Genomic DNA, 21,168 nt, shown 5'->3' on the forward strand with positions numbered 1-21,168 from the left:
CGCCGCCGGCCCGCCTGCAGGTCACGTTCACTTTCAGTGATACCGATGAACCCTCTGATACTCATTGCCGAAGACGATCCGGAGATCGCCGACATACTCGACGCCTACCTGGCTCACGACGGCTTTCGCACCTATCGCGTCGGTCACGGCCAGGCCGTGCTCGACGTGCAGCGCGTGCTGAAACCCGACCTGATCCTGCTCGACGTCAGGATGCCGAACAAGGACGGCTGGGAAGTCCTGGTCGAACTGCGCCGCCGCGGCGACACGCCGATCGTCATCATCACGGCGCTCGACCGCGAAATCGATCGCTTGCAGGGCCTGCGCTTCGGCGCGGACGACTACATCACGAAGCCGTTCAACCCGGCCGAGGTGGTCGCGCGCATCCGGGCGATCCTGCGCCGTCTGGAAACCGCCGCCGCGGGACGCTTCATCAAGGTCGGCAACCTCGAAATCGATACGCAAAGCTATCTGACCACGGTCCGCACGGACAGCGGGGAAACCAGCATCGCGCTGACGCTGACCGAATTCCGGCTGCTCGCCCACCTGGCCGGCTCGCCGAACCGCGTGTTCACGCGCAGCGAACTGATCGACGCCTGCCTCGCCGACGTCGATGCGCTGGAACGCACCGTCGACAGCCATATCAGCCGGTTGCGCAAGAAGCTCGAATGCGCGGGCGCGTCCGGGATGCCGGAGGTGATGCGCGGCGTCGGCTATCGGCTGCGAAGCAGCCAGTGAACCCGCATCATCGATCGAGGCTGCGTGTCGCGCGAATCGTCGGGCTCCTGACGGTTGCTGTCGTGCTGACGGTCGCGACCGGATGGTTCGTCGTCTACGGCCTGATCCTCGTCGTTTCGTCTCCCGCGACCGACAACCCGATCGCGGTCGTGATCCGGGAGACGCCGAGCTATCTGGTGCTCGCCGCCGTGCTGCTGGCCGGGCTGGTCGCGACGGTCGTCGACCTCGTCAAGCTGGCGCGCAGGACGCGTTCGTAACCCGCCGCGCGCATTCGCCGCCCTCGTGAAACGACATCGCCTGAACCTCCGCTACGCGCAGCAGATCGGGTTGCGTCATGCACGTCTCGACGAGCATGCGGGGGCAACGGCTTCGCGTCGTTCGTCGCGCCCGCTTCGATGGCGGACATCGTGCACGGCGCTGCTGCCCATTCGATTCGTCGAAAGGCCGGCGAACGATGGCGCTCCCGTCGAACCCCGGCTCGCCATTGCCGTAACGGATCGTGCGCGCGCGGAAAGCCGCCCCGGCAAGGCCGCGCGGCGGCCTGCGCGTTTCGATAGCGGCTCCATCGTTTCTCCATCGAACCGCATAACAACGTCCATCGACGCCACACACACTGCGAAGCAAGTCATCGAATCCGCATGCGCGAGCCACCCGAACACATGGACACGTTTCCGACCCTGATCGCCTGCGAGCATTGCGACAGCATCTACCGACGCCGCGCGCTGGCGCCTCACGAGGTCGCGCGTTGCGAACGGTGTTCCGCGGTGCTGTTTCGATCGAGCTGGCTCGATATCGACCGGTGGCTCGCGCTGGCGGTCGCGGCCGGCGTGGTCTTCGCGATCGCCAACCTCTGCCCGATCATGCGGATCGGCGTGCAGGGGCTGCACAGCGAAGCCACGCTGTGGCAATCCGCGCTCGCGCTGGCCCACGGCTTCGCCGCGCCGATCGCGATTCCGACGGCCTTCGCCATCGTCGTGGTGCCGTTCCTGCAGATCGCGACGCTGATCTGGTTGCTGGCCTTTGCCCGTGCGGGGCGTCGCGCGCCCGCGTTCGGCCCGCTGATGCGGCTGCTCGTCGCGCTGCGGCCATGGAGCATGATCGAGGTCGGATTGCTCGGCATCCTCATCGCGATCATCAAGCTGTCCAGCCTCATGCAGATCATTCCCGGCGCCGGCCTGTGGGCCACGGCCGTGCTGATGGTGCTGATCCTGCTGATCGCGGGGCACGACGCACGCCAGCTATGGGACCGGGTCGTGCCGGTGGAACCCGCCGGAGGCCGCCCGTGAGCCTGCCCGTGCGCGCCGGTCAGCTGGGCATGGTCGGGTGCCATGCGTGCGGCCTCGTCTGCCGCGCGCACGCATCCGCCACAACCGACACCCATCCGCACGCCGCCGAAACGGCACGCTGCCCGCGGTGCGGGTCCGCGCTGCACGCGCGTCGTCCGGACAGCATCGTGCGTGCGTGGGCGCTGCTGATCGCCAGCCTGATCTTCTACATCCCGGCCAACCTGTTGCCGGTGATGCGCACCACGCTGCTCGGCAGCCACAGCGAATCGACGATCCTCAGCGGCGTCGTGGTGTTCTGGAAAGCCGGCTCGTACGGCATCGCGTCGGTGATCTTCATCGCGAGTGTCGTCGTGCCGTGTACGAAGTTCCTCGCGATCGCCATGCTGCTCGTCACGACCGGCCGGCGCAGCGTGTCGGCCATGCGCGAGCGGGCCGTGCTGTACCGCGCGGTCGAGCTGGTCGGCTACTGGTCGATGCTGGACGTGCTGGTCGTCGCGATCATCTGTGCGCTGGTGAAGTTCGGTCCGCTGTCCGAGATCGAACCGCGCGCCGGCATTTTGTTTTTCGGCATGGTCGTCATCCTCACGATGCTGTCCGCGATGAGTTTTGACCCACGCCTCATTTGGGACGCCGAAGAAGCATGAATCCTGCATCCGGCCCGCAAGGCCTCGAACCCCACGACCCGCCCGTGTCACGCAACCGCATGCGGCTTTCGCTCGTCTGGCTCGTGCCGCTCGTCGCGGCGCTGATCGGCCTGTCGATGGTGATCCACGCGTGGTTGTCCGTCGGACCGGAAATCACGATCACGTTCAACACCGCGCAAGGCCTCGAGGCCGGCAAGACACCCGTCAAGTACAAGGACGTCGTGATCGGCACCGTGACCGCCATTTCGCTGAGCGACGACAGTTCACACGTGGTCGCGACGGTTTCGTTCGTGAAGAATGCGCGCAACCTCATTCGCGACGACACGCGCTTCTGGGTTGTGCGACCCCGCGTCGGCATGAGCGGCGTATCGGGCATCGATACGCTGTTCTCCGGCGCGTACATCGGCATGGACACGGGCCGCTCCGACAAGGCGCGCAAAGCCTACACCGGGCTCGAAACGCCGCCGACCGTCATCAACGGCACGCCGGGGACGAGCTTCGCGTTGCGGGCCGCCGATCTCGGCTCGCTCGATATCGGCTCGCCGGTCTACTACCGCCATCTGATGGTGGGCCACGTCGCGTCGTACAAGCTCGACATGCACAGTCGCGACATGAACCTGCAGGTGTTCATCGACGCGCCGTACGACCGGCTGGTGACGACCGATACGCGCTTCTGGAACGCGAGCGGCATGGATCTTTCGCTCGACGCGAACGGCCTGAAGCTGAAAACCCAGTCGGTCGCGACGATCGTGGGCGGCGGCATCGCGTTCGCGACACCGGAAGACGGCGGCACGACGGCCGCCCCTGCCGGCAAGCTGTTTACGCTCGCCGTCGACGAAGCCGCCGCGATGGCCGCGCCGGACGGCCCGTCCCAGCTCATCCGGCTGCGTTTCGAACAGCCGCTGCGCGGACTCGCGGTCGGGGCGCCGGTGGAATTCTCCGGCATCGAAATGGGCGCGGTCGTCTCGACCCGGCTCGACTTCGACCGTGCGTCCCGGCGCTTCCAGTCCATCGTCATGGTCAAGGTCTATCCGTATCGGCTCGGGCCCGTCGTCGAGAAACTGCAGAAGACCGACGGCAACGGCAATCCGCGCGCGGCCCAGTTTCTCGCGGGCCTGGTCGAGCACGGGCTCCGGGCGGAGACGCGTACCGGCAACCTGCTGACCGGGCAGCTCTACATCTCGTTCGATTTCGTGAAGAACGCGCCGAAGGTGCCGTTCGATGCCAACGCGACGCCGCTGACCATTCCCACCGTCACGAGCACGTTCGACAAGCTGCCGGAGCAGATCGCCGACATCGTCGAGAAGATCAACAAGATGCCGCTGGAATCGATCGGCAAGCACGTCGATTCCAGCCTGACGAACCTGGACGCGACGCTCAGGCAAGTGAACGGCCAGCTGCTGCCGTCGACGGCGCGCACGCTCGACCAGGCGAACCAGACGTTCGGCGCGTTGCGCCAGGGTATCGCCGAGGACGGTCCGCTTCAGGAAAACCTGGCGAACACGCTGACCGAAGTCCAGCGTACCGCGCGATCGCTGCGCACGCTGACGGACATGCTGGGCCGCCGTCCCGAATCGCTGCTCCGGGGAACCGGGGCCGATCATGCACCGCTCGCGCCGGCCGACACTTCAACCCCGCCTGTCCAGCAGGAGCCACGACAACCATGAGCTTCCCGATTCGCGCCAGGACGATCGCCCTGGGCGCCGGTGCCGTCATCGCGCTGACCGCGTGCGCGTCGAACCCGGTGCATTACTACACGCTCATCTCGCCGGCCACGTCCGCGACGGCGACGGCCGCGCGCGGCACCGCGCCGCTCGCGATCAACGTGTTGCCGGTCGGCATCCCCGCCCAGCTCGACCAGCAGCAGATGGTCGTTCGCAGCGGCGCGGGCACCGCGGTGATACTCGACAACGAACGCTGGATCGCCCCGCTCGGCGACGAGCTGCGCGCGGCGCTTTCGTCGGCGCTCGTCGAGCAGCTGGGGGCGCGCAACGTCACCGGCCTGCCGCGCCCGTCAAACCAGACCGTCATGAGCATCCGCACGCAGGTGCGCCGCTTCGATGCGTGGCCCGGGAGCCGGGCCCAGTTCGAAGCCGACTGGGTCGTCGGCGTGCAGCAGGACATGCCGGGCCCGCGCATTTCGTGCAGCACGCGGCTCGACGAGGCCGCCCCTGGAAGTCATGCCGACATGGTGCGCGTGCAGCAGCGCATGATCGGGCAGTTCGCCGCCCGGATTGCGAGCACCGTGCGCAGCTTCGGCAGCGGGCGCCCCGCCTGTCCCGCCGATTCGTAAATCATCCCGCCGATGGGAGCCATCCATGGGAGCGCGCGAAGGGAGCCGGTTATGGGAACCGGCTACGTTGGTCCTTGAACCTTTGAAGCGATGCGCTACGCGCGCCGCCGGTAAGTGCCCGGCGTGCTCCCCGTCCAGTGCCGGAACGCGCGATGGAACGCGCTCGGATCGTCGAAGCCGATGTCGGCGCCGATCGCCGCGATCGTGTCGGGCGTGTCGGTCAGCCGCTGGATCGCGATGTCGCGACGTAGTTCGTCCTTGAGCACCTGGAACGTCGTCCCTTCGGCGGCCAGGTGGCGGCTCAACGTGCGCACCGAGCAATGCAGGTGCTCGGCCGCCTGGTCGATCACCGGCAGGTCGGGCAACGCGGCCGACAGGTACTGCCGCACGCGATGGCACACGAGCTGTTCGCTGAACGATTCGAAGATCCAGTCGCCGGGCGCGCGCGCGAGGAACTTGCGCAGGTTGCGCTTGCTCTGCCGGATCGGCGCATCGAGGTAGTCCGCGCTGAAGCGCATCAGCGTGCGCTCGCAGTCGAACGCCACGGAGCCGGTAAAGAAATACAGGTGGTCGACCGCATGGCGCGGCCGCGGGCACGCGAACTCGATCTGCAGCAGCGGGATCTTCTGCCCGATCAGCCAGGAGCACACGCCGTGCACGAGCTTGAGCATCAGCTCCTGGCCGAGCGCGCCGATCGGGCCGATCGCGTCGTTCGGGCGCAGCAGCACCTGCGCGACGAGGCCGTCGCGCTTCGATTCGACGAAGAAATCGTCGAGCAGGATATGGAAGAATTGCCCGAAACGATACTGCGCCGTTTCGAGGTTGCGCGCGTCGAGCAGGCTCAGGCACAGGTATTTCAGCGTGCCGCCGCGCAGCGGGCGCGAGAAGATGCCGGGCATCTCGTCGTCGAGGTCGATCGCGAGCGTGCGGTACAGCGTCGAGAACTGCTCTTCCGTCACGCGCGCATGCGGTTCGCCGAGCAGCTCGATCGGGATGCCGGCCCCGCGCAGGTAGCGCTCGACCACGTCGCGCTGCACGCCCGCGCTCGCGAGGAAGCCGTTGACGAGCGAGATCGGCACCGTCGCGCTCGGCGAAGGCAGCGCCCGCCCGGGCCCGGGCTGGGCGGAAAGTGCATCTGAACCGGTCATCGCGTCCCCGTCGGTCGAACCGCTCGCATTGTACTTGAGCGGCCCGCGCGGAGCCTTCCGGGCCCGGGGCGCGCCGGGCCTTGCGCGGCGCGCCGACGCCATCAGTCGGTGCGGCTGAGTTCCCGGCGCAGGATCTTGCCGACGGTCGACTTCGGCAGGCGGTCGACGAAGCGGATCAGCTTCGGCACCTTGTAGGCCGCGAGGCTCGCGCGGCAATGCGCGACGAGTTGTTCCTCCGAGACGTACGCATCCTGCGCCAGCACGACGAACAGCTTGACGGCCTCGCCCGTGCGCGCGTCCGGCACGCCGATGCACGCGCATTCGGCAACGCCCGGCATGGCGGTCGCGACGGCTTCCACCTCGTTCGGGTACACGTTGAAGCCCGACACGATGATCATGTCCTTCTTGCGGTCGACGATCCGCAGGAAACCGGCTTCGTCGAACACGCCGACGTCACCCGTGCGGAAATAGCCGTCGGTCGTGAACGCGGCCGCATTCGCGTCCGGTTTCTGCCAGTAGCCGCTCATCACCTGCGGCCCCTTCACGCAGATTTCGCCGGCTTCGCCGATCGCGACTTCGCGATCCTGGTCGTCGAGCAGCTTCACGTCGGTCGACGGCAGCGGCAGGCCCGTGGTGCCCGTGAACGTGTCGATCGACTGCGGGTTGAACGACACGACCGGCGACGTTTCCGACAGCCCGTAACCCTCGCGGATGAAGTTGCCCGTCACCGCCTTCCAGCGCGACGAGATCACGTCGATCACGGCCGCGCCGCCGCCGGCCGACAGCTTCAGCCGCGACCAGTCGACTTCCGTCAGGCGCGGATGGCCGGCGAGCCCCGCATACAGCGTGTTCACGCCGACGAACACCGTCGGCCGCGCGGCCTTCAGCACGTCGATGAAACCGTCCATGTCGCGCGGGTTCGCGACCAGCCAGTTCTGTGCGCCGATCGCGAAGTAGGACAGGAAGTTCACCGTCAGCGCGAAGATGTGATACATCGGGATCGCCGTGACGACGACCTCCTCGCCCGGCTCGCGCGCGGCCGGCACGATCGCGCCGAACTGCGCGATGTTCGCGACGAGGTTGCGGTGCGACAGCGCGGCCCCCTTCGACAGGCCGGTCGTGCCGCCCGTGTACTGCAGCAGCAGCAGGTCCGCGCCGCCGAGCGGCACCGGCTCGAACGCGAGCGATTCGCCGGCGGCGATGGCGTCGGCGAGCGGGATCGAACCAGGCGGCAGCGCGTCGCATGCACCGGCCGGCGCATCGACGACGCCGAGATCGCCGCGCCCGACGCTCAGCACGGTACGCACGCGCGTGCCGCCGACCACCTCGGCGAACGTGCCCATCGACCCGCCGCACACCAGGGCGACTTCGACGCCCGCGTCGTTGAGCTGATGCTCGAGCTCGCGCGCCGTGTAGAGCGGGTTCACGTTGACCTGGATCGCGCCGATCTTCGCGACCGCGACGAACGCGACCGGAAACGCGAGCACGTTGGGCAGCATCACGGCCACGCGATCGCCCTTGCGCACGCCCACGACCTGCTGCAGATAAGCGGCCAGCGCCGTCGACAGGCGGTCGACGTCGGCATAGGTGAGCGTGCGGCCGTACGAATGGAACGCCGGACGATCGGCGAAACGGTGCATCGCGTCGTCCAGCAGCGCGCTTACGGAAGGATGGCGATCGGGATCGATCTCGGCGGGGATCGAGCCATACGACCCGGTCCAGTGTCTCTTCGTCATGTCTCACTCCACGGGGGACGGCGCGCCGGCCGCGCGCCGTTCGCACGACGGCCTGCACGCCAGAAGCGCGGGCCGTCGCCTGACCGGCGACTATCGCCCGCGCGGGCCGCTTTGAAAATGATCCGGGCGGCCGAAAAGATGATCGAAACGGACACGCGGGCGGGCGCGCTTGTCCAGACAACTTCGCCGGCCGGCGCAGGAAACCGCTTATTCCCCGGCACGAATTGCAAAGCAGCAAGCGGCATGGCACGGCCGGGCGCCCTTCTTCATAATCGACGCCTGTCATTCCGCTGTCGAAACCATGCAGCCGCTTTCCCTGGCCCCCGCCGACACCTTCTCGTCCGTCCGCTTCCTGCTGACCGACATGGACGAGACCCTGACCCATCATGGCCGCCTGTCCGCCCGCACCTACACGGCACTCGAACGCCTGCAGGCGGGCGGCATCCGCGTGATCCCGGTGACGGCCGCGCCGGCGGGCTGGTGCGACCAGATGGCGCGCATGTGGCCGGTCGACGGCGTGATCGCGGAGAACGGCGGCCTTTTCATCCGGCGCGGCCCGGACGGGCACGGCGTCGAACGCCGTTACTGGCATGCGGACGATGCGCTCGCCGGCGCGCGCGACGCACTCCGGCGCATCGCGCGGCAGGTCGAGGCGGCCGTCCCCGCCGCCCGCCCCGCCGACGACCAGGATTTCAGGCTGACGTCGCTCGCATACGCCCGCACCGGCGGCGACCAGGACGACCGGATCCGCGACGCGCTGGTCGAGGCCGGCGCGGACGCGACCATCAACAACCTGTGGATCATCGGGTGGGTCGGCGGGTACGACAAGCTGTCGATGTCGCTGCGCGTGCTGTCGGAAACGTTCGGTGTCGATGCGGGCGCCGGCGCGGCGCGCGATTGTGTCGCCTATTCCGGCGACTCCACCAACGATGCGCCGATGTTCGGCTACTTCACGCACACGGCCGGCATGAGCACCGTGGTCGAGTATCTGCGGCAGTTGCCCGCGTTGCCGCGCTGGATCACGCAGGGCCCGGGCGGCAGCGGGTTCGTGGAGTTCGCCGACGCGATCCTGCGCACGCGCGCGGACTAGGGCCTGTTCACGCTAATAACGGGCTTGCGAACGTGCCTTTCCGCTCGCAGTGCAAGGAGTAAGGAGCGCCGTTTGGCCGTGCCAAACAAGCGACGCACGACGCCGCAATGTGGGCGGAAAGGCACGTTCCCCTGTTTAGAAAAATTCGTTCGTGGGGCTGGCCCCCAGAAGGGCCGATCGCCGCGTCATGCTCCTCGCGAATACGTCGAGTATTCGCTTCGTCCCACGGGGACTTCCGTTGGTCGTCGCAATCCTTGCGCTCGGCCCTTCTGGGGGCCAGCGCAAGCCCGTTATTAGCGTGAACAGGCCCTAGCGGGGCTGACCGCGCTCGCGCATCGACTGTCGCGTGATCCTGTCGCGTGATCGTCAGGGTGAACCCTGTGGCGCATGGGACCGATCCCGAGCAGAATTGCGTGCCGTAAACGATATCGATTCGGACGCAGGATGTTCCCATGCCGCGCAGTGTGCCCTTGAACCCGACGACCGCCCGCGCAGCCCGCCTGCCGGACCTCGAGCCGGCCCACGCGTTGCGCCAGCAGCGCTTCACGCCGGCCAAGCTGGCCGTGCTGCTCGACGTGGCCGCACAAGCCGGCATCGACCCGGTCGCGGTGCTCGACGGTACCGGCCTCACGCCGGCCGCCGTCGCGGACCCGTTCACGCTCACGTCGCCGCTGCAGTTCCTCACGGCCGCGCGCAATGCCATCGGCCGCTATGACGGCTCCGACCTCGGCGTGCGCGTCGGCCACCGGCTGCACGTGTCGAGCTACGGGATGTACGGCTACGCGATGCTGTGCTCGGAATCGCTCGCGCACGCGTTCGAATCGGCCGTCAAATATCACCGGCTCGCGAACGGCATGCTCGCGATCCGCTGGGTCGAACAGGGCGATACCGCGTCGTGGCTGTTTCCCGACCGGCACGAAGTCGCGCTGCCCGATCTCGACGAGCCGCTGTACCGTTTCCTGATCGACATGCAGTTCGCGCTGCACGTGACGATCATCAAGGACGTGATGGGTGCGTGGTGCGTGCCGGCGCGCGCGCAGTTCGCGCAGCCGCAGCCGGCGCACGCGGCGCTGCTGGGCGATGCGCTCGAATGCCCGATCGCGTTCGACCAGCCGCATCACGTGCTCAGCTATCCGGCCGCGTGGCTCGCGCGCGCGCCGCAGCTCGCGAATCCGATTACCGCCGCGCAAGTGTCGTCGCACTGCGCGAGCCTGCTCGACGAATTGCGCAGCCAGGCCGGCGTCACGCGGCGCGTGTACCAGGAACTCACCCGCACGCCCGGACAATTCCCCGATATCGACGCGATCGCGGCGATCCTCTGCATCACGTCGCGCACGCTGCGCCGCAAGCTCGAAGCCGAAGGCACCTCGTACAGCGAACTGCTGGCGAGCGTGCGCAAGGCGCTCGCGATCGACTATCTCAGCACGACCACGCTCAGCACCGAGGACATCGCATCGACGCTCGGCTTCAGCGATGCGGTGGGTTTCCGCCACGCGTTCAAGCGCTGGACCGGCATGACGCCGAGCGACGTGCGGCGCAACAAGCGCGGCGGCTGAGCGCGAGCAGTGACCGCGCTCAGCGCCCGTCGCCGGTCGGGGGCACGGCCACCGCCAGCGCGAACTCGAATACCGCCCCCCGCCCGGGCCGGTCGACCAGCCGGATACTGCTGCCGTTGAGCGCCAGCATCCGGTGCACGATCAGCAGCCCGAGCCCGCCGCTCGTCACCGCGCCGCCGCTCATCGGCCGCTGCGGCCGCTGGAACAACCCTTCGCGCCGCGCCGCCGGAATCCCCTCCCCGGTATCGGCCACGGTCACGAGCACGCGGTCGCCGCGCGGCTCCAGCGCGACCTCGACCTCGCCATGCACAGGCGTGTGCCGCAGCGCGTTGTCGAGCAGGTTGGTCAGCACGCGCTCGATCATCCCGAGATCGGCCGACACGACCGGTACCCGCGCCGGAATCCGCGCATGCAGCGCGACACCGCGCGCCTGCGCGGTCAGCTCGAACTTCTGGAACACGTCCTGCACGAGATCGACGAGCGAGAACGGCTCGCGCTCGGCCTGCACGCCGCCCGATTCGAGGCGTGCGAGCTCGAACAGCGCCTGCGCGAGCCGCCCGACCTTCGCGCTCTGCGCGAGTGCGATCGACAGGTAGCGACGCCGTTCGGTGTCGGCGAGCGTATCGGCCTTCAGCGACAGCGTCTCCAGGTAGCCGTGCAGCGACGTGAGCGGCGTGCGCAGGTCGTGCGAGATGTTCGTGATCAGCTCGCGCCGCTGCTGGTCCTGATGCGTCAGCGCGCGCCACTGGTCGCCGATCCGGTCGGCCATCTGCGCGAACGCGGACTCGAGCACGACGATGTCGTCGCCGCGCCGGCCCGGCCGCGAGCGCGGCACCGGCGGCTGCGTGTCGGGCGCGCCGTTCGCGTCGAAGCGGCGCATCGCGTCCGTCAGCCGGCGCAGCGGGCGCGTGATGAAGCTGAACGCGGTGAGGCCCGCGAGCAGGCCGAGCAGCGCGACGAGCGCCATCGACCACAGCGTCGTGCGCAGCACGTTGCCGGCGTCCACGCGCGCGGCCAGCCGGTCGTGCGCCTCGCCGAGCAGCACCACGTAGATGTAGCCCGACGGAGGCTGCCCCGCGCGCTGCAGCGGCGCGGCGCTGAAGACCTTGCGTGCGTCGGGGCTGCGCGGGTCGTCGCCGAGGATCGGCAGCGGTTCGCCCGCGATGAAGCGCTGCACGGGGGCGAGATCGACGCGGTCGCGCTTCACGTGGCCGGGCGGCGCATCGTCGCCCTTGATGCGCCCCGCGTTGTCGAGCAGATAGACCTCGACGCTCGGGTTCACGCCCATCAGCTGGCCGAACAGCGTGCGCACGGCGTCCGGGCGCAGCCCGTTCGCGTCCATCAGCGGCGCGCTGTGGGTCACGCTGTTGACGATATTGGCGGCCAGGTCACGCGACAGCCCCTGCACGACTTCCTGTTCGCGCATGTCGTTCGCGCGGATCTGCAGCCACGCCGATGCGCCCGAGCACGCGAGCAGCAGCACCGAGAACACGAGCGACAGCCGCTGGGTGAGGGTGAGCTTCATCATCCGTCCCGCTGGCCCGGTGCGGCAAGCTTGTAGCCGCGGCCCCACACGGTGAGGATCCGCACGGGCTCCGCCGGATCGGCCTCGATCTTCGCGCGCAGCCGGTTGATATGGGTGTTGACCGTGTGTTCGTAGCCTTCGTGCTGGTAGCCCCACACGGCATTGAGCAGGTCCATCCGCGAGAACACCTTGCCCGGGTGCCGCGCGAAGAAATACAGCAGGTCGAATTCGCGCGGCGTGAGGTCGATGCGCGCGCCGTCCACGCTCGCTTCGCGCGCGATCGGGTCGATCGCCAGCCCCGCGACGTCGAGCGTACCCGCATCGATCCGCGAATCGCGCGCGAGCGCATCGACGCGGCGCAGCAGCGCCTTCACACGCGCGACGAGTTCGAGCACCGAGAACGGCTTGGCCAGATAGTCGTCGGCGCCGAGCTCGAGGCCGAGGATCCGGTGCACCTCGCTCGAACGCGCGCTCGTGATGATGATCGGCGTGTAGCGCGTCATCGCCCGCGCGCGCCGGCAGATCTCCAGGCCGTCGACGCCCGGCAGCATCAGGTCGAGGATCAGCGCATCCCAGCCGCCCTGCTCGAGCAGGCGCAACCCTTCGGCGCCGTCCGCGCTGTGCACGACCTCGTAGCGCTCGTCGCGCAGGTGCAGGCTGAGCACGTCGGCGATGTCGGCGTCGTCTTCGACGATCAGGATGCGTTTCGGTTGGTCCATGGCGGCGGATGGCGGCACGTCTGTGCCGGGGTCGGGTATCGGTTCGGGCCGGCCCCGGGCCCGGGCCGGCTGGCCGGGTTCCCGGGGAGCGAATCGCGGCAATGCGCCGCGCTGCCGCCATTGTGCAAAATTTTGCGGGAGGGAGGGATCACATTTCGTTTATCTTTGCATCGTGTCCGCCCCGTGAGCCAATGCCGGCATGGCTTTCCAATCCGGCCCCATGAAACGGGACCTGCGCCGTTCCGTCCGGACGCAAGCTGGACACTCGGGCTCGGATCTGTCGAGCGATGGCGGCGCGCCCCGGATTGCCGATCCGAATCCGCGCTGCACGCTGTGTGAATGTGAATGGCGCCTCCGACATTCAGTGCCGCCGACCGGCACGCGCGGCGCACGGAACGCGCAGCGGGAGGCCGACAGCAAACGCCTAACCCGGACGGCTACGCGTTTGACGCGTACTCCCGGTTGCGACCGTCGACTCATTCAGCAACACCTTCGCCGCCTCCCACGCCCGTGCGGCGGCACGTGGATCTCCGATCGCACGCGCATCCGCTGTCGCCCCGCTCAGCAACATCACATACACGCCGGCCAGCTGATGTGCGCGGCGACGCGGAATGATCTCGGACAGCAATCGCTCCATGATGGCCAACAGGTCGTCCCGGTAGCGCACTGCGACGTCGGTCACCTTGGGACAGGTCGCGCCGAACTCGGCCAGCGCACGCTCGAACAGGCAGCCCGCAAACTCGGGGCTGCGAAACCAGACGCCGTACCAGTCGAAGATCCCCTTCAGGCGCGCAGTGGCATCCGCCATGGGTTCGAGCTTGGCGGCAATGCTGTCCATGATGAAGGTGTAGCGCTGCTCCAGCACCGCCTTGATCAGATCGTCCTTGCTCGCGAAGTGATGGTAGAGCGTCATGCGAGCCACGTCGGCCTCGGCGATGATCCGGTCGATACCGACCGGATGAAAGCCATGGCGGGAAAACAACTCACCGGCCTTGTCCACCACCTGCTGGCGTTTGCTCGCGCGCATGCATGCTTCTCCTGACTACGGGGCGGCATCTTAGCACCACCGCCAGCACCGATTCTTCAGGTTGCAGGGCAAGCGTTGCAGGCTGCCGGTACGACCACGCCTTGCAGGGCGTCAAACACGTGGCCGCCATGCCCCCTGCTCTCGGCGATCTCAGCAAGGCACCCGGCCGCCGTTCATCATGCACCACCGCTGCGTCTCCTGTTGCGGGGCCGCATACGGTAGTCCGGTTCTCGGATCGATGTGATCGTACTGGCCCATCGGGTGTCGAGCCCGCCACGCGGCCTGCTCGGCATACTGCTGTTCGATCGCGGCATGCTCTCGTGCCAGATCCGCCTTCTGCGCATCGTCCAGTTTCTTCGTCATGGCCACGAGCCGTGCGAACTTCGGATCGCGAACATCCTGCAGGGGCGGAAACGGTGGCGTAGGCGGCATGATGAGCACCGGGCCGGTGTATTTCGGTATCGGGAACCGGGACGGCCGGCCGAAGTTCGCCGCCATATCCATCTCCCACATCGCAGCGCCCATTCCAAGCACATGCTCGTAGTCGCGATTGACGACCGCCAGCGTAACCGGCCCCGACGGCGCCGGCAATGGCTGCAGGGCAGGCGGAAGCGTCTGTCGAGCGTCGGGATAGATGGTACGGACATACGTGATTGCAGCAACGGAGTACTGCTGGAGGACCGCCTCGTATGCGTCCAGTATCTGCGCTCGACCATAGCCGCCGGGATTCTCGAACATCGGCTTGTAGGCCAACACCTTCTGGCTGTACAACGCATTCGCATTGCGCTGCTCTGCGGCAAGCTGTTGCTGAGGATCCGTCGGCGCAGACGCCGACAGGGGCGCACACCCCGAAAACACGCTGGCGGCCAGCATTAGCCCGACTGTCGCGCCAAGAGCCGTCCGGCGTCGACGCGGGATGCGGGCGAGCGCCTGATTGACCAGGGCGAACAAAACGGGGGGGTTCCTGAATACGCTTGTCTGCATGGCACGGCGTCCGAAAGGCTTGGTCATCTTCGGCCCGGCGCCGATCGCGACTGCGAACGCGATGCGTCGCAGTACAGATTGAATCGGCACCAAGCCCTCATTGGGGTTGAACATCAATCCAGCGCACATCGCACGACGATGCCCCGAGCGACTTCAGCAACCCCGTGTATGTCGGACATGCCCGGGAAGCATTGAGTGCAAGCACGTCGTCGATTTCCGCGCTGTCATTGCGCACGCATGCGTACTGTCGCGCAGTGGACGGTTGCAGCGAAGCAAACGCGCCGCACACATGCACGAATGCAACAATCTCCTCGAACATTCTCGTATCGATCTCGATGGCGACCATCATGTCGGAGCCATATCCGCATTCCGAATCCACTTTCGCCGCATAGGCCCGCATGTCGTACGCGGGCAACCAGGGCGGATGCAATCCGTCGAGGCTCCGGGCGATTTCATCGATACCGGCTTTCAGCGTCATGGTGAAATTCCTGCCTGTACCGGATTCGGCGTCGCCTCCTGCCGGATAACAGGTGCCTGTCTTTACGGATCGGGAAGCAAGATATGACGAATGTATACTAGTCGATCTACTTTGACTAGAATCCCGAATGTCGAAGCGGAAACAGCCGATGCATGCGCAACGGCCTCCGCTTTATTGCCTTTGAATATATTTTCCGATCCTGATATTCGGGAAGCGGAAGCGCTTCATAAAAACGTTACCCGGCGACGCATTCCCTCTCGCGATGCCGGCAACAGGCAAACACAAACGCACCGTACCTCGTAGCCCGCTTCCACGACCTCTACGGATTTCTCCGCCATGCCGCGCGCCTCCTTTCCGCCTCGTTTCGCCGCATCGTTCGCATCGAGCTGCCTGTATGGCGCCGGCCTGATGCTCGGCCTTGCGCTCACCGTGCCGGCCGCCGCACAAACGACCGTATCCGCGCCACGCGTCGTGTCCGAGTTGAAGGACATCCGCATGAAGCCGCTCGCGAATCTACCCATGGCTGGTAGCGCCAACGATCGCGGAGACTGCTCGCAACTGGTCATCCAGCCGAAATCGGCGGCGGCCAGGCTGGTGGCAGCGCAAGGCTGGGCCGTCATGTCGGACATGCCGCTGGGACCCTACCGCGCGATCAGCTTCGCGGGCCAGATGGAGGCAGCGACCAGCGGCACCTGCAGCATCACGCAAGGCAACGTGGCCGTGTTCGAGAACGGCAGGCTGATCGCGCTGGCCTATGGCAAATCGGCGGAAGATACCGCCATCGGCAGACTGGCCCCGCTCGAAAGCGGCGCCGTGCGCATCTGGGATGGCGACATCGCGCCCTCGCCCGCCGGCGACCTGCACGTCGACCGCGACGGCACGTTGCGCCTGTCCAGGGTGGCCGACGAAGACGCCGTATGCCAAGGCCGCGCGAAGGTGCCCAACGTCTACAACATGCCGATCGACAAGGCCCGCAAGGCACTGATCGCCAACGGATGGAATCCGGTGCGAGGCGGCGCCAGCGGAGAGCCGCGGCAGTCCGCCCTGGTCAGGCGCGGCATTGTCGAGACCGAGTCCTGCGCGGGCACCGGGCTCGCCTTTTGCGACTTCGGCTACACGGGCCCTGCCGGCAAGCTGACCTTGACCACCGTAGGCGAAGGCGCTCTCCCGTCCGTCACGGACTACGACGTCAAGTGCCGCTGATCCCCCATCGCCCGCCGCGCTGCCCGGCCGCGCCCTCCATGAATGCGGAGCGCCTCATGCAACGTCTGCCCATGCGAACCTCGGCCAACGTCTTGCGTACGCTGTCCGCTTGCGCGCTGCTGGTCGGCCTGAACGCGTGCGAGCGCGCCACGCCGTCCGTCCGCCCGATGACAGCACCTGCGTCCGCCGCATCCCGGCCTGCCCCCCATGAGCCGGCGATGGCCGCGGATTTGCCGCTGCAGGCGCTGTTGGGCGTGTTCGGCGGAGTGAAGCCGGCAACCTGGCCAGCGTTCGACAGCGTCACCGGCGTGCACTGGGACGACGCCGGGCCGCTCGTCAATCCGGACACGAACGCCCGCGAGGCCACGCGCTACCGTGGCGGCAGCCTGCTGCTTGCGGGTTTTGGCGAGGTGGACGTGCCGGACGGCAAGGTCGGCGAGAGCGCCGGCGTCAAAAAAGACAACGAAGGCCACGTCGGCGTCGTACTCAACGGCAATGCGACCGCCGTCCTGTCGATCGTGCTGCGGAAGTTCTACCCGAACGACGACACGCAGGACATTCTGCTGCGCCAGTTCGGCAGAGGTGCCGCGGTCAAGCGCATCGCCGGCAGTTGCGCGCGGGACTACGGCACCACCGCACCCAACACGCAAAAGAACGTGTTCTACCGGGTCAGTATCGCCAACGCGGCCGTACCGGTGTTTGCCGAAACCTACGTCGACGAAGATGGCGGCAAGCACGGCCCCGGGGCAACCACCTTCGTGTTCTACCGCAACAGGCCGGACCAACGTATCACGAGCATGCGGTGCAAGCGCGCCGACGCCTGAGCGAGCGCGCCTCGACATCGCGCCGCTCGCACGCGCCGTGCATGACGACACCTGCCCGCGGCCGCAACGGCAGCCGAAACCGCGAGGCGTCGAGCGCTCGACCGCACACCTGAACTTCTGATCGACTGGGGGACATCGACGTGACGACATCACTACACGGGAAACGCAGCACCATGCGTTCCGCACGCCTGCGCCTGGCCTTCGCCGGGCTGATGCTGGGTCTCGGCTGGCACCACGCCGCGGCTGCGGCCGGTTGCGAGGCCAATTTCAGGCGTGAAGCCGACACCGGCACCGGCACGCGCTTCTCGACCTTCTCCACGGTGCCGGGACTGGACGCACGCAACGCCATCGCGCAACTCAAGCAGATTGCCGCGAGCGACGGCTTCGTGATCGGCGACGAAAATTACACCGGCCCGGCGGGCCAGTTGACCATCCAGCAAAAGCAAAGCGACCGCGCACGCGGCTTCGCCATTACGCTGACGGCCAATCAGGACACGAAAACCATTTCCGTGGCGACGACGTTGCCCCCGGGCATGCAGGCAGCACCCGAAGCCATCCGGGGCGGCATGTGCGGCATGCTCGGCCGCGTCGACATGAGCCGCAACGCAGTGGGCTCAGGCGTGGCCGCCACGGCGCCCGCGTCGTCCAGCGACGCGTTTCTCGGCGCGCCCGCCTTTACCACCTGCACCTATAACTTCCGCCCCGCGCTGGATGGCGTCACGGGCCGCCACTACACCACCTGGTTGCCGATCAAGGCGCTGAACCCGGCCGACGCGGCCTCGCGGCTGACACAAGCCGCCACCGCGGCAAAGCTGAGCGTGACGTCGAACGAACGATACGGCACGCTGACCGACGTCACGATCGTCCAGCCGCTCCCGGAACAGGGAGAGAAGCGCTCGTTCCCGATCCGCTTCATGCTGGAGGAGGCGCTGGGCGTGATCTCCGTGGTCGCACGACTCAACCCGAAGCAGGAGATGGACGACGAAACGCTGCGCAAGGAAATCTGCACGCTCGTCGCGGCCATGACGGCAGCACCACCGGGCGAATCGAAAGCGCCCCCGGCGCTTCCCCGCGAGCGCAAGCTGGAAAGCTGGCACACCGGCATCGACTGGCTGATCAACCGCGCCGTGGTGGCCGGCAAGTCCCTCGTGATCGTGCCCGCGATCAACCTCGACAAAAAATACACCGGCAACGAGGCGATCGACCCAAGGAAATGGGCGTTCCGTACCGACGTGACGGCCACCACCATCTGGCAAAACAAGACCGATGCCCATGACGTGATACGCGTGGGGCCGGACGAACCCTTCACCGAAGTGGGGCTGCACGGCTACGTATCGACCTTCGTGGCGGGCAACGCCCAGTACTTCGTCTACATCGTCAATCCGGGCACGTACACCGTCGCCGGCAACACCTACGAAACGACCTCCGAGGCGATGTCGCAACTCGGCACCCGGCAGAAGCCGGGCAGCTCGCCGCTGGGGCTGATCGCCTTGCTGCCCAAGAAGAACACCGACTTCATCCAGTCGCAGGAATGGTTCAACGCGCAGTATCGTGACCGTGAGGTCACGAATACGTACTGCTCGTCGGTCTTCGTCCAGAGCGGCGGCTGCGCATTCTGGGCGACGGAAAAGAGCACGGTGTCGGAGATGACCGAGCCTGCGGGATGGAAGACCGTCACCCGCGAGAAATCCGTCGACGGGCTGGCAGTCTCGACCAGGCTCAAGCGCGAATTTGCTTCGTTCAGCGTAGCGCCGGGCGAAGCCATCGTGATCGACGGCCTGTACCCTACCCCGCCCAACGCGGACTACGACAAGCAAGCCTGCGAGATCGCCGGCGGCCAGATCCAGTGCGACCTGACGCGCTACACGCTCACGCGCATCGCGGCCGACATGGCGCACGTAAGGGGGCTGGCTTCCGACCCGGGGTTCTACCCGCGCGCCACGCGCATCCTGTCCAACGCCAGGTATCGCCCGCTCAGGCTCCTGGGCAAGCCGGGAGAACTTCGCTCGGTGTACGGCCAGGACTATTCGCTTGGCGTGCGTTAGACGCATGCCCCGAACATCGCGCCGGACATTGCCATGACCGCCAAACCGCCCATTGCCCGCAGCCTGTTCCGCACGTCGGGGGTTGTCGTGGCGGCCTTGAGTTTTTGCTTGCCCTTTGACTGCGTATACGGACAGCTCGCGGACTCGGCCGCGCCGGACCGCGCAGGCGAATCGCCCGTCGAATCCCGGGCGCCGGCGAACCTGAGCACGACGCAGGCGCTACAACGCATGCTGGCGCTGCTTCAGGACAGCAGCCAGGTGACCGACATCACGCCCGAAACGGTACACCGCATCTTTGGCGTGCAGACCAAAGCGATCGACAAGGATCAGTTCGGCTATGGTCAACGCCTGCCGGGCAACTGGGCATTCAGTCTCCAACGGCTGACGATCGGTGATACCGGTACGCGTGTGGATCTGATGTTCGATCCGATTCCCGGCGCGCCGGCCTCCCCGTTGCCGGCGTGCGAGCCCGACTTCGCCCGGTTCACGGAGGCACTGGAGTCCATGGGGTTCAGTCGTCACCCTCACTATGGCGAACACGGCCGATGGCTCTTCGATGCTTTCGAGCGTCAACGCATGCATGTCTCGGTCTACGCCATCGGCGCACACTCCGATAACGGCGAGCCACCGGGTCCGGCTTGCGTCAAGGCGGTACTGGTGCAATAGCGCAAGCCTCCTGCCTTTGCGCAGGCACTGAATTGACTCACACGGCGAGCTCGAAAAACGATCGCGCAACGACCTGACCGTTGACGATCAGCTCCACCTCGTGCCGGCCCGCATAGTGCCGGCGCGTCGTGAAATCGCGCATCGGACGACTATGCTGCAGCGTGACGCGTTGCCCGGGTTCGAGCGTCAGCCCCTTCAGCTTGAACACCTTCGGCGACGCGTCGCCATTCTGCTTCACATACGCGATACGGTAATCGACGACGAGCCGCTGCGCGGTCTCGGCCGTCGATTGCAGCTCGCACGCGAGCGTAATCGACTCGCCGAGCACCACCTGCGCGGGCGTCACGCCGAACGGGCCGATTTCCAGACGCGGCGCGCTGTCGGCACCCAGGAGCGCGAGCGCTCGCGCATTGCCCTGCTTCACGAGCGTGCGGAGCGCATGACGGACGATCCATCGCGTATGCGGATGGTCGCCGCCCCATCGTTCGGCCCGATCGAGCACCCACGCCGGATGCGTCTTCGCCACGTCGTTCAGGTGATTCGCGACCGAGCGGCGCACATAGGCGCTCGGGTCGGAGCGAAGGTTGTCGAGAATCCGCGCGGCCAGCGACGGGTCGGCCTCGATCTCGCGGAGCCGGAACGACCAGGGCAGACGCGGGCGACTTCCCTCGCTCGCCAGCCGGCGCACGGCATCGTCCGCATCGTGCGACCAGGCTTCCATCGTTGCGAGCGCACGCGCCAGGTCGATGCGCAGGAATTCGCGCACCGCGAATTCCGACGTGCCGAACGGCGTGAAGTATTTCAGCGCGTCCATCGAGCGGTCGAACGCGTGACGACCGTACTGCCCGACGTAATCGGGCGCGATGAGCGATACGAAACCCCGGCCCAATCGCGGCGCGGCCTCCTGCAACAACGCCAGCACGGCATCGTACCCGCCCGGCAGCGGCCGTGCGCCCGTGTCGATCGCGAGACTGGCGCGCCTGACGCGCTCCATCAACGTCAAGCCGTCGAGGCCTTCGAGCGCCGTCGCCAGAAATGCCGGCCGGTCGAAGGCAGGCTCGATCGAATGCAGCGCGTCGGACAGCGCATGGAATTGCGGCTTCCCCAGCGACTCCTTCAACGGGACGGGAACTTGAGTGGTTGTCATGACGTGGAGATCCGACGCGCGTCGCGGATCATCGGGTGCGAAAACGCACAGTATCGCCGAAG

The 21,168-nt window shown here is 67.1% G+C and carries 20 protein-coding genes; 12 read left to right on the forward strand and 8 right to left on the reverse strand.

The annotated features are described in order from the left end of the window. The first annotated feature begins 45 nt into the window (after nt 1-45). The 6 genes from E9536_RS27375 (at nt 46) to E9536_RS27400 (ending at nt 4,958) form a co-directional block, all read left to right on the forward strand. Nucleotides 46-735 carry a response regulator gene (locus E9536_RS27375; protein WP_027792342.1) on the forward strand — a complete coding sequence of 230 codons (690 nt, stop codon included), beginning with the start codon at nt 46-48 and terminating at the stop codon, nt 733-735. Beyond that, nucleotides 732-992 (forward strand): hypothetical protein, encoded by a 261-nt coding sequence (locus E9536_RS27380; RefSeq protein ID WP_124918927.1) that lies wholly within the window; start codon nt 732-734, stop codon nt 990-992. The genes E9536_RS27375 and E9536_RS27380 overlap by 4 nt, the downstream gene beginning before the upstream one ends. Nucleotides 993-1,373: 381 nt before the next feature. After that, nucleotides 1,374-2,021 (forward strand): paraquat-inducible protein A, encoded by a 648-nt coding sequence (locus E9536_RS27385; protein ID WP_136471312.1) that lies wholly within the window; start codon nt 1,374-1,376, stop codon nt 2,019-2,021. Next, on the forward strand, nt 2,018-2,665 hold the full coding sequence (locus E9536_RS27390; protein WP_060198443.1) for a paraquat-inducible protein A: 648 nt from the start codon (nt 2,018-2,020) through the stop codon (nt 2,663-2,665). The genes E9536_RS27385 and E9536_RS27390 overlap by 4 nt, the downstream gene beginning before the upstream one ends. Next, nucleotides 2,662-4,332 carry an MlaD family protein gene (locus tag E9536_RS27395; protein ID WP_060172824.1) on the forward strand — a complete coding sequence of 557 codons (1,671 nt, stop codon included), beginning with the start codon at nt 2,662-2,664 and terminating at the stop codon, nt 4,330-4,332. Before E9536_RS27390 ends, E9536_RS27395 begins: the two co-directional genes overlap by 4 nt. Next, on the forward strand, nt 4,329-4,958 hold the full coding sequence (locus tag E9536_RS27400; RefSeq protein ID WP_136471314.1) for an ABC-type transport auxiliary lipoprotein family protein: 630 nt from the start codon (nt 4,329-4,331) through the stop codon (nt 4,956-4,958). Before E9536_RS27395 ends, E9536_RS27400 begins: the two co-directional genes overlap by 4 nt. A 95-nt stretch (nt 4,959-5,053) precedes the next feature. On the opposite strand, the gene E9536_RS27405 is transcribed toward E9536_RS27400, so the two are convergent. Continuing rightward, the gene (locus E9536_RS27405) at nt 5,054-6,208 is read right to left on the reverse strand and encodes an AraC family transcriptional regulator (RefSeq protein WP_081066175.1); all 1,155 of its coding nucleotides are present in this window, start codon (nt 6,206-6,208) and stop codon (nt 5,054-5,056) included. Beyond that, nucleotides 6,208-7,842, reverse strand: coding sequence for an AMP-binding protein (locus E9536_RS27410; protein ID WP_059685891.1), 1,635 nt, complete (start codon nt 7,840-7,842; stop codon nt 6,208-6,210). Before E9536_RS27410 ends, E9536_RS27405 begins: the two co-directional genes overlap by 1 nt. A 301-nt stretch (nt 7,843-8,143) precedes the next feature. On the opposite strand from E9536_RS27410, the gene E9536_RS27415 reads away from it, so the two are divergent. Further along, on the forward strand, nt 8,144-8,932 hold the full coding sequence (locus tag E9536_RS27415; RefSeq protein WP_136471316.1) for an HAD-IIB family hydrolase: 789 nt from the start codon (nt 8,144-8,146) through the stop codon (nt 8,930-8,932). Nucleotides 8,933-9,384: 452 nt separating this feature from the next. Beyond that, complete coding sequence (locus E9536_RS27425) at nt 9,385-10,488, forward strand: AraC family transcriptional regulator (RefSeq protein WP_059696744.1); 1,104 nt, start codon at nt 9,385-9,387, stop codon at nt 10,486-10,488. A gap of 19 nt (nt 10,489-10,507) precedes the next feature. Here the strand turns inward: E9536_RS27425 and E9536_RS27430 are convergent, their stop codons facing one another. From E9536_RS27430 to E9536_RS27450, 5 genes are all read right to left on the reverse strand, one after another. Beyond that, nucleotides 10,508-12,013 carry a HAMP domain-containing sensor histidine kinase gene (locus E9536_RS27430; RefSeq protein WP_136471323.1) on the reverse strand — a complete coding sequence of 502 codons (1,506 nt, stop codon included), beginning with the start codon at nt 12,011-12,013 and terminating at the stop codon, nt 10,508-10,510. Continuing rightward, nucleotides 12,013-12,732, reverse strand: coding sequence for a response regulator transcription factor (locus E9536_RS27435; RefSeq protein ID WP_021162521.1), 720 nt, complete (start codon nt 12,730-12,732; stop codon nt 12,013-12,015). Before E9536_RS27435 ends, E9536_RS27430 begins: the two co-directional genes overlap by 1 nt. Before the next feature lie 424 nt (nt 12,733-13,156). Beyond that, complete coding sequence (locus tag E9536_RS27440; protein WP_059696745.1) at nt 13,157-13,759, reverse strand: TetR/AcrR family transcriptional regulator; 603 nt, start codon at nt 13,757-13,759, stop codon at nt 13,157-13,159. 150 nt (nt 13,760-13,909) lie between these two features. Next, the gene (locus E9536_RS27445) at nt 13,910-14,857 is read right to left on the reverse strand and encodes a hypothetical protein (RefSeq protein ID WP_247873514.1); all 948 of its coding nucleotides are present in this window, start codon (nt 14,855-14,857) and stop codon (nt 13,910-13,912) included. Beyond that, nucleotides 14,841-15,221, reverse strand: coding sequence for a hypothetical protein (locus E9536_RS27450; protein ID WP_136471325.1), 381 nt, complete (start codon nt 15,219-15,221; stop codon nt 14,841-14,843). The genes E9536_RS27445 and E9536_RS27450 overlap by 17 nt, the downstream gene beginning before the upstream one ends. 336 nt (nt 15,222-15,557) lie before the next feature. Between E9536_RS27450 and E9536_RS27455 the strand changes: the two genes are divergently transcribed. From E9536_RS27455 to E9536_RS27470, 4 genes are all read left to right on the forward strand, one after another. Continuing rightward, entirely contained in the window at nt 15,558-16,424 is an 867-nt protein-coding gene (locus tag E9536_RS27455; protein ID WP_136471327.1) for a PASTA domain-containing protein, read from the forward strand. A 56-nt stretch (nt 16,425-16,480) separates the two neighbouring features. Beyond that, nucleotides 16,481-17,248: a hypothetical protein gene (locus E9536_RS27460; RefSeq protein WP_136471329.1), complete on the forward strand. Its 768-nt coding sequence runs from the start codon at nt 16,481-16,483 to the stop codon at nt 17,246-17,248. 173 nt (nt 17,249-17,421) lie between these two features. Next, entirely contained in the window at nt 17,422-19,293 is a 1,872-nt protein-coding gene (locus E9536_RS27465; RefSeq protein WP_059696753.1) for a hypothetical protein, read from the forward strand. Nucleotides 19,294-19,326: 33 nt separating this feature from the next. Then, complete coding sequence (locus tag E9536_RS27470; RefSeq protein WP_060061308.1) at nt 19,327-19,959, forward strand: hypothetical protein; 633 nt, start codon at nt 19,327-19,329, stop codon at nt 19,957-19,959. A gap of 37 nt (nt 19,960-19,996) precedes the next feature. On the opposite strand, the gene E9536_RS27475 is transcribed toward E9536_RS27470, so the two are convergent. Beyond that, nucleotides 19,997-21,106 carry a DNA alkylation repair protein gene (locus tag E9536_RS27475; RefSeq protein ID WP_211097497.1) on the reverse strand — a complete coding sequence of 370 codons (1,110 nt, stop codon included), beginning with the start codon at nt 21,104-21,106 and terminating at the stop codon, nt 19,997-19,999. Nucleotides 21,107-21,168: the final 62 nt, after the last annotated feature.

Source organism: Burkholderia sp. LS-044, from assembly GCF_004803625.1.
In the GTDB taxonomy this organism is placed as follows: Bacteria; Pseudomonadota; Gammaproteobacteria; order Burkholderiales; family Burkholderiaceae; genus Burkholderia; species Burkholderia cepacia.

What these genes read in the sequence shown, in the direction of transcription:
- E9536_RS27375 (WP_027792342.1), top strand. Translation starts at nt 46, where the DNA reads ATGAACCCTCTGATACTCATTGCCGAAGACGATCCGGAGATCGCCGAC.
- E9536_RS27385 (WP_136471312.1), top strand. Translation starts at nt 1,374, where the DNA reads ATGCGCGAGCCACCCGAACACATGGACACGTTTCCGACCCTGATCGCC.
- E9536_RS27395 (WP_060172824.1), top strand. Translation starts at nt 2,662, where the DNA reads ATGAATCCTGCATCCGGCCCGCAAGGCCTCGAACCCCACGACCCGCCC.
- E9536_RS27400 (WP_136471314.1), top strand. Translation starts at nt 4,329, where the DNA reads ATGAGCTTCCCGATTCGCGCCAGGACGATCGCCCTGGGCGCCGGTGCC.
- E9536_RS27405 (WP_081066175.1), bottom strand. Translation starts at nt 6,208, where the DNA reads ATGGCGTCGGCGCGCCGCGCAAGGCCCGGCGCGCCCCGGGCCCGGAAG.
- E9536_RS27410 (WP_059685891.1), bottom strand. Translation starts at nt 7,842, where the DNA reads ATGACGAAGAGACACTGGACCGGGTCGTATGGCTCGATCCCCGCCGAG.
- E9536_RS27415 (WP_136471316.1), top strand. Translation starts at nt 8,144, where the DNA reads ATGCAGCCGCTTTCCCTGGCCCCCGCCGACACCTTCTCGTCCGTCCGC.
- E9536_RS27425 (WP_059696744.1), top strand. Translation starts at nt 9,385, where the DNA reads ATGCCGCGCAGTGTGCCCTTGAACCCGACGACCGCCCGCGCAGCCCGC.
- E9536_RS27430 (WP_136471323.1), bottom strand. Translation starts at nt 12,013, where the DNA reads ATGAAGCTCACCCTCACCCAGCGGCTGTCGCTCGTGTTCTCGGTGCTG.
- E9536_RS27435 (WP_021162521.1), bottom strand. Translation starts at nt 12,732, where the DNA reads ATGGACCAACCGAAACGCATCCTGATCGTCGAAGACGACGCCGACATC.
- E9536_RS27440 (WP_059696745.1), bottom strand. Translation starts at nt 13,759, where the DNA reads ATGCGCGCGAGCAAACGCCAGCAGGTGGTGGACAAGGCCGGTGAGTTG.
- E9536_RS27445 (WP_247873514.1), bottom strand. Translation starts at nt 14,857, where the DNA reads ATGTTCAACCCCAATGAGGGCTTGGTGCCGATTCAATCTGTACTGCGA.
- E9536_RS27450 (WP_136471325.1), bottom strand. Translation starts at nt 15,221, where the DNA reads ATGACGCTGAAAGCCGGTATCGATGAAATCGCCCGGAGCCTCGACGGA.
- E9536_RS27455 (WP_136471327.1), top strand. Translation starts at nt 15,558, where the DNA reads ATGCCGCGCGCCTCCTTTCCGCCTCGTTTCGCCGCATCGTTCGCATCG.
- E9536_RS27460 (WP_136471329.1), top strand. Translation starts at nt 16,481, where the DNA reads ATGCAACGTCTGCCCATGCGAACCTCGGCCAACGTCTTGCGTACGCTG.
- E9536_RS27465 (WP_059696753.1), top strand. Translation starts at nt 17,422, where the DNA reads ATGCGTTCCGCACGCCTGCGCCTGGCCTTCGCCGGGCTGATGCTGGGT.
- E9536_RS27470 (WP_060061308.1), top strand. Translation starts at nt 19,327, where the DNA reads ATGACCGCCAAACCGCCCATTGCCCGCAGCCTGTTCCGCACGTCGGGG.
- E9536_RS27475 (WP_211097497.1), bottom strand. Translation starts at nt 21,106, where the DNA reads ATGACAACCACTCAAGTTCCCGTCCCGTTGAAGGAGTCGCTGGGGAAG.